Origin of the sequence: Streptomyces sp. OfavH-34-F, assembly GCF_022347745.1 — a bacterium.
GTDB lineage: Bacteria > Actinomycetota > Actinomycetes > Streptomycetales > Streptomycetaceae > Streptomyces.
On the sequence record NZ_JAKRGC010000367.1, the window covers coordinates 1 to 5,843 of the forward strand.

Sequence of the window (5,843 nt, forward strand, 5' to 3'; positions counted from 1 at the left end):
CAGCAGGCGGCCGAGTCCGCCTGGCGCGAGATCAGCGCCGCCGCGGAAGCACGGGAGGCAGCGGCGAAGGCCGCCGCCGACGGAGGGGCCGCCGACACCCCTGCCGACCCCCTCCTCCCCCTGTCCGGCCGTCCGCGCCCGCGCGGCCGTGCCACTTTCACCGTCCCACTCCGGAAAGGCGGACACCGCATGACGCCGGTCCCCCACCGCAGCCACGCCGACGACCTGCTCACCTTCATCGCCGCCAGCCCTTCCCCGTACCACGCCGTGGCGAGCGCGGTGCAGCGGCTGGAGAAGGCGGGTTTCCGCGAACTGCGCGGCACCGACGACTGGACCGGCGCGACGGGTGGCTCGTTCGTCGCCCGAGGGGGCGCGCTGATCGCCTGGTACGTTCCCGACCCGCTGCCCGCCCACACCCCGTTCCGGATCGTCGGCACGCACACCGACTCGCCGAACCTGCGGGTCAAGCCCACCCCGGACACCGGCTCGGCGGGCTGGCGGCAGGTGGCGGTGGAGATCTACGGCGGGGTGCCGCTCAACACGTGGCTCGACCGCGATCTGGGCGTCTCCGGCCGGCTCGCGCTGCGCGCGCCCGGCGGCACCGAGTCCCGGCTGGTGCAGATCGACGAGCCGCTGCTGAGGGTGCCGCAGCTGGCGATCCATCTGGACCGCACCGTCAACGACGGCCTGGCCCTGGACCGGCAGCGCCACCTCGCCCCCGTCTGGTCGCTCGGCGCGGTCGAGGAGGGCGCGCTGCTGCGCCGGGTGGCGGCGGCGGCCGAGGCGGAGCCGGCCGACGTGCTGGGCTGGGACCTGATGCTGCACGACGTGCAGCCACCCGGCTATCTGGGCGCGGAGCGGGAGTTCGTGGTGGCCCCGCGGCTGGACAACCTGGTGTCGGTGCACGCCGGGGTGACCGCGCTGACGGCGGCGGCGACGGCCGCCGAGCCGCCTGCGTACGTGCCGGTGCTCGCGGCCTTCGACCACGAGGAGGTCGGCAGCGGTTCGGACACGGGGGCGCAGAGCCCGTTGCTGGAGCGGGTGCTGAGCCGTTCGGTGGCGGCGCGGGGCGGCAGTTCGGAGGACTGGTCGCGGGCGCTGGCGGGGGCGTACTGCGTCTCGGCGGACATGGCGCACGCGGTGCACCCGAACTACGCGGAGCGCCACGACCCGGGCCACCGGCCGCTGCCCAACGGCGGGCCGACGGTCAAGGTGAACGTCAATCAGCGGTACGCCACCGACTCCACGGGGATCGCGGTGTTCGCGTCCGCCTGCGAGCGGGCGGGAGCGCCGTGGCAGCCGTTCGTCTCGAACAACGCGATGCCCTGCGGGACGTCGATCGGCCCGCTCACGGCGGCCCGGCTGGGTGTGCCGACCGTCGATGTGGGGGTTCCCGGGCTGTCGATGCACTCGGCGCGTGAGCTGTGCGGGGCGCAGGACCCGGCCCATCTCGCGGCGATCCTGCGCGCGTTCATGACGTCCGGCTGATTGCCACGGGTGCGCGCGGGGTACGGGGAAGAGCCGCGCCGGTCCTTCCCCGTACCCGTGTGTGCGGCGGGTTAGGCGAAGCGCTGCTTCGCGCTGCCGTCGCAGGTCTGCAGCCTCAGCGGGTCATGGGCGCCCGCGAGGGTGGCGCACAGGCCCGTCGCGGCGGCCGGGCGCAGGGTGCCCGCCTGGCGGACGAAGCGCTGGTTGGCGGCGCCGGAGCAGTTGTAGAGGATGAGCGAGGCGCCGGCCCTGTAGTCGGCGCCGGGTACGTCCAGGCAGCGGTCGTGGCTCAGTTCGGTGCGCAGGGTCTGCGTACCGGAGTCGTACCACCAGCCCTGGTTGCGCCCGCCGTGGCACTCCCAGCCGGTGACCCCGGTGTTGTTGCGGGTGACGGATGCGGGGGCGTCCAGGCAGTTCCCCGTCGCCTCGCCGCGCAGCGGCGCGAAGACGTCGTCCCAGGCGACCGGCTGGAGGACGGGCTGCCCGGTGCTCGCCGGGTCGGCGCAGCTCGCCTCGCGCAGGCCGGAGTTGTAGACCTGGGTCAGGCAGGAGGCGAAGGCGCCGTGCCCGGCCGCGTTGGGGTGGAAGGACTGGCGTACCGAGTTGGAGTCCGGCGGGAAGTGCGACAGGTCGATGTAGAGGCCGCGCGCCCAGGTGGACTCGCTGCACACCTCGTGGCCGTGGAAGAGCCGGGAGTTGTCCAGGTAGACGGCCCCGGTGTCGGCGGCGGCCTTGCGCATGCCCCGCTCGAAGGCGGGTACGGCGGTGTTGCGGCCCCAGGCGGCGTCGGAGTCGTATCCGGCGCAGCCGCCGGGAAGCTTGCCGGGGAACTTCGGGTTGTCGTAGAAGTCCGGGCCGATGGGGCTCGGGTAGCCCATGACGACGAGCTTGTAGTCGCTGTTCGCGTAACCGGCGCCGGTCATCACGGTGCGCAGGTCGCGCACGGTCTTCTCGACCTTGGGGACGAGTCCGTCGACGCGGGCCTGCCAGCCGGGGGCGTACTTGGGCTCGCAGGTGCCCTGCGAGAGGACCCAGCGGGTGACGCAGTCCGTCATGACCGGGCCGAACTGGAGGTCGTCGTTGGCACCCGCCACCAGGACGATCATCTTGATGCGGGTGTTGCGCGCCTTGATGGCCAGGTTGTCGCTCTGCACCAGTTCGTCGGCGTACTGCTTGGAGCCGCCGATGACGATGTTTCCGGTGTACGCGCCGGAGCAGGAGACGTTGTACGTGACGTCGGCGGGAATCCCGGTCCGGTGGATGGCGGCTTCGGGCGAGCGGTGGCACCAGTTGTCGGGGCCGTTGGTGCCGGGTTCGTACGTGCCGACGCCCTCGCCGGAGATCTCGCTGTCGCCGAGCGAGATGAGCCCGGTCTTGCGCTGGTCGAGCGGGCGCTCGGCCGGGTCGCCGTACAGCCGGGTGGCCTCCGCGGCGCGGATGGCCTCCAGTTCGGGCGGCAGGGGCGTCGATGCGGTACTGGTGGTACCGGGCTGGGCGGTGGCCGGTCCGGCGGCCGCGGTCATCCCGCCGAGCGCCGCCGCGACGGCGGCCGCGGCCGCGACGGTGCTGCGGATTCTGTGCCTGGTGCGCCTCATTGCGCCTCCCCTGGTTGTGGTTACCCCCGGTATTTACTGGTCGGTAGGCGACTTGGGAATACATGGAACAAGACAAGTGCTCATCTTTTTGAGCGGCTTCAAGGAGGTTGGACGATGACGGATCGGGGAACGGACGCGGGCTCGGGCGAGGACTTCCGCGCCGAGGACGGGGACTTCCGCGTCGAGCACGACTCGATGGGCGAGGTCAGGGTGCCGGCGGACGCGAAGTGGCGCGCCCAGACGCAGCGGGCCGTGGAGAACTTCCCGATCTCCGGGCAGCGCCTGGAGCGGGCCCACATCGAGGCCCTGGCCCGGATCAAGGGGGCGGCGGCCAAGGTCAACGCCGAACTCGGCGTGCTCGACGCGGACATCGCGGGGGCGATCCGGGAGGCGGCGGAGGAGGTCGCCGAGGGACGCTGGGACGCGCACTTCCCGGTCGACGTCTTCCAGACCGGCTCGGGTACCTCTTCGAACATGAATACCAATGAGGTCCTGGCGACGCTCGCCACCGAGCGCCTGGGCCGCGCGGTCCACCCGAACGACCACGTGAACGCCTCGCAGTCCTCCAACGACGTCTTCCCCTCCTCCATCCACATCGCCGCCACCGCCGCGGTCACCGCCGACCTGATCCCCGCCCTGGAACACCTCGCCGCCGCCCTGGAGCGCAAGGCGGAGGAGTTCGCGACGGTGGTGAAGTCCGGGCGCACCCACCTGATGGACGCCACGCCCGTCACCCTCGGCCAGGAGTTCGGGGGCTACGCCGCCCAGATCCGCCACGGCGTCGAACGGCTGCGCGCCTCGCTCCCCCGGCTCGCCGAACTCCCCCTCGGCGGCACCGCCGTGGGCACCGGCATCAACACCCCGCCCGGCTTCTCCGCCGCCGTCATCGCCGAGGTCGCCCGCGTCACCGGGCTGCCGCTCACCGAGGCCCGCGACCACTTCGAGGCGCAGGGCGCCCGGGACGGCCTGGTCGAGACCTCGGGCCAGCTGCGCACCGTCGCCGTCTCGCTCACCAAGATCTGCAACGACCTGCGCTGGATGGCGTCCGGCCCGCGCACCGGGCTCGCCGAGATCTCACTACCCGACCTCCAGCCCGGCTCCTCGATCATGCCGGGCAAGGTCAACCCGGTCATCCCCGAGGCGGTGCTGATGGTCGCCGCGCAGGTGACGGGGAACGACGCCACGGTCGCCGCCGCGGGCGCCGCGGGGAACTTCGAGCTGAACGTGATGCTCCCGGTCATGGCGAAGAACCTGCTGGAGTCCGTCCGGCTCCTCGCCAACGCCTCCCGGCTGCTCGCCGACCGCACGGTGGACGGCATCACCGCGCACGCCGAGCGGGCCAGGGAGTACGCCGAGTCCTCCCCGTCCGTCGTCACACCGCTGAACAAGTACATCGGCTACGAGGAGGCCGCCAAGGTCGCCAAGAAGTCGCTCGCGGAACGCCGGACGATCCGTGAAGTCGTCCTCGAATCCGGCTATGTGGAACGTGGAGACCTGACCGAGGCCCAGCTCGACGAGGCCCTGGACGTGCTGCGCATGACCCGCCCCTGAGCAGCAGTCCTAAGATCTCTCCATGACAGGTACCGGAGAGACCCCGCGCTGGGCGCCGGGCGACCAGATCCTGTGGCGTTACCGGGGACACGGCCCCCGGCGGCCGGATTCCGCCGCTCACGCGTTCCACATCTGCCGCCCGGTGACCGTCGTACAGGACACCGACGAGCTGCTCGCGGTGTGGGTGGCGCCCGGCACCCCGTGCGTCAAACCGGTCCTCGCCGACGGCACCGACGTCCACGTCGAACCGCTCGCCACCCGCTACACCGCACCGCGCACGACGGCCCGTTCGCTCTGGCTGGGGAACGGGGTGCTGAAGCTCGCCCGGCCCGGCGAGCCGTGGTCCGTGTGGCTGTTCTGGGAGCGCGGCTGGCAGTTCCGCAGCTGGTACGTGAACCTGGAGGAACCGCGTACCAGGTGGGCCGGAGGGGTCGATTCCGAGGACCACTTCCTCGATATCTCCGTCTACCCGGACCACAGCTGGCTGTGGCGGGACGAGGACGAGTTCGAGCAGGCCCAGCGGGTGGGCCTGATGACACCGGAGACGGCCCGCCGGGTGCGGGCGGCGGGAGACGCGGCGGTCGGGCTGATCCGCGACTGGGGATCGCCGTTCCGGGACGGCTGGGAGAAGTGGCGGCCCGATCCGGCGTGGCCGGTGCCCGAACTGCCGGACGACTGGGACCGCCGTCCGGACGGTCTCGACCGCACGGCTTCCGCCATGCCGTCGTGAGACCCTTGATGCACCCCAGGGGTGCAAACGTAGGATCGTCCCGAGGAGAGCGGCTGGGCCCCAACCGGCAGGCGGGGCGCAGAACCTGATCGCAAGTCATCGGCTCGTCGCACAAACCGCCACCTCATGGTCCGCATCGGCGTCATGGGTCGCACGAGTTGCCCACATCGCATGAGCCACTACGAGGGGGTGGAGACGTGTCGGCCGACCGCTGCCGCCCCTGCGCAAACGTTGTCAACGACACCCGGCGCAGGCATTCGGTTTCGGCCCCGTCAGCCGGGGAAGGCGATGGCAGCCGTTGTTATCGCCGCTCCTGCCGGGGCACAGTAGCGCCCCACAAGGTGATTGCCTCATACAACCGGCCCGGACGGACGGAATCCCACGCGTGACGGAGCACCCCACCTCCCACGAAGGCCGGCAGCCTCTCGCCGCCCGGCCGCAGGAACGCACGCGGCCGCGGCAGCGGGACGCCGCCGTGG

Annotated in this window: 4 protein-coding genes; 3 read left to right on the plus strand and 1 reads right to left on the minus strand. The window is 72.1% G+C overall.

The window, feature by feature from the left end; genetic code table 11:
• The first annotated feature begins 189 nt into the window (after positions 1-189).
• Positions 190-1,488, plus strand: a complete 1,299-nt coding sequence (locus MHW47_RS31040) for a M18 family aminopeptidase (protein ID WP_239227206.1) — start codon at positions 190-192, stop codon at positions 1,486-1,488.
• A 71-nt stretch (positions 1,489-1,559) separates the two neighbouring features.
• Here MHW47_RS31040 and MHW47_RS31045 read toward each other — a convergent pair whose 3' ends face one another.
• The gene (locus MHW47_RS31045) at positions 1,560-3,083 is read right to left on the minus strand and encodes a ricin-type beta-trefoil lectin domain protein (RefSeq protein WP_239227203.1); all 1,524 of its coding nucleotides are present in this window, start codon (positions 3,081-3,083) and stop codon (positions 1,560-1,562) included.
• Between the two features lie 114 nt (positions 3,084-3,197).
• Between MHW47_RS31045 and MHW47_RS31050 the strand changes: the two genes are divergently transcribed.
• Positions 3,198-4,634 carry an aspartate ammonia-lyase gene (locus MHW47_RS31050; RefSeq protein ID WP_239227204.1) on the plus strand — a complete coding sequence of 479 codons (1,437 nt, stop codon included), beginning with the start codon at positions 3,198-3,200 and terminating at the stop codon, positions 4,632-4,634.
• Between the two features lie 22 nt (positions 4,635-4,656).
• The gene (locus tag MHW47_RS31055) at positions 4,657-5,364 is read left to right on the plus strand and encodes a DUF402 domain-containing protein (protein ID WP_239227205.1); all 708 of its coding nucleotides are present in this window, start codon (positions 4,657-4,659) and stop codon (positions 5,362-5,364) included.
• The last annotated feature ends 479 nt before the right edge of the window (positions 5,365-5,843 follow it).

What these genes read in the sequence shown, in the direction of transcription:
- MHW47_RS31040 (WP_239227206.1), top strand. Translation starts at nt 190, where the DNA reads ATGACGCCGGTCCCCCACCGCAGCCACGCCGACGACCTGCTCACCTTC.
- MHW47_RS31045 (WP_239227203.1), bottom strand. Translation starts at nt 3,083, where the DNA reads ATGAGGCGCACCAGGCACAGAATCCGCAGCACCGTCGCGGCCGCGGCC.
- MHW47_RS31050 (WP_239227204.1), top strand. Translation starts at nt 3,198, where the DNA reads ATGACGGATCGGGGAACGGACGCGGGCTCGGGCGAGGACTTCCGCGCC.
- MHW47_RS31055 (WP_239227205.1), top strand. Translation starts at nt 4,657, where the DNA reads ATGACAGGTACCGGAGAGACCCCGCGCTGGGCGCCGGGCGACCAGATC.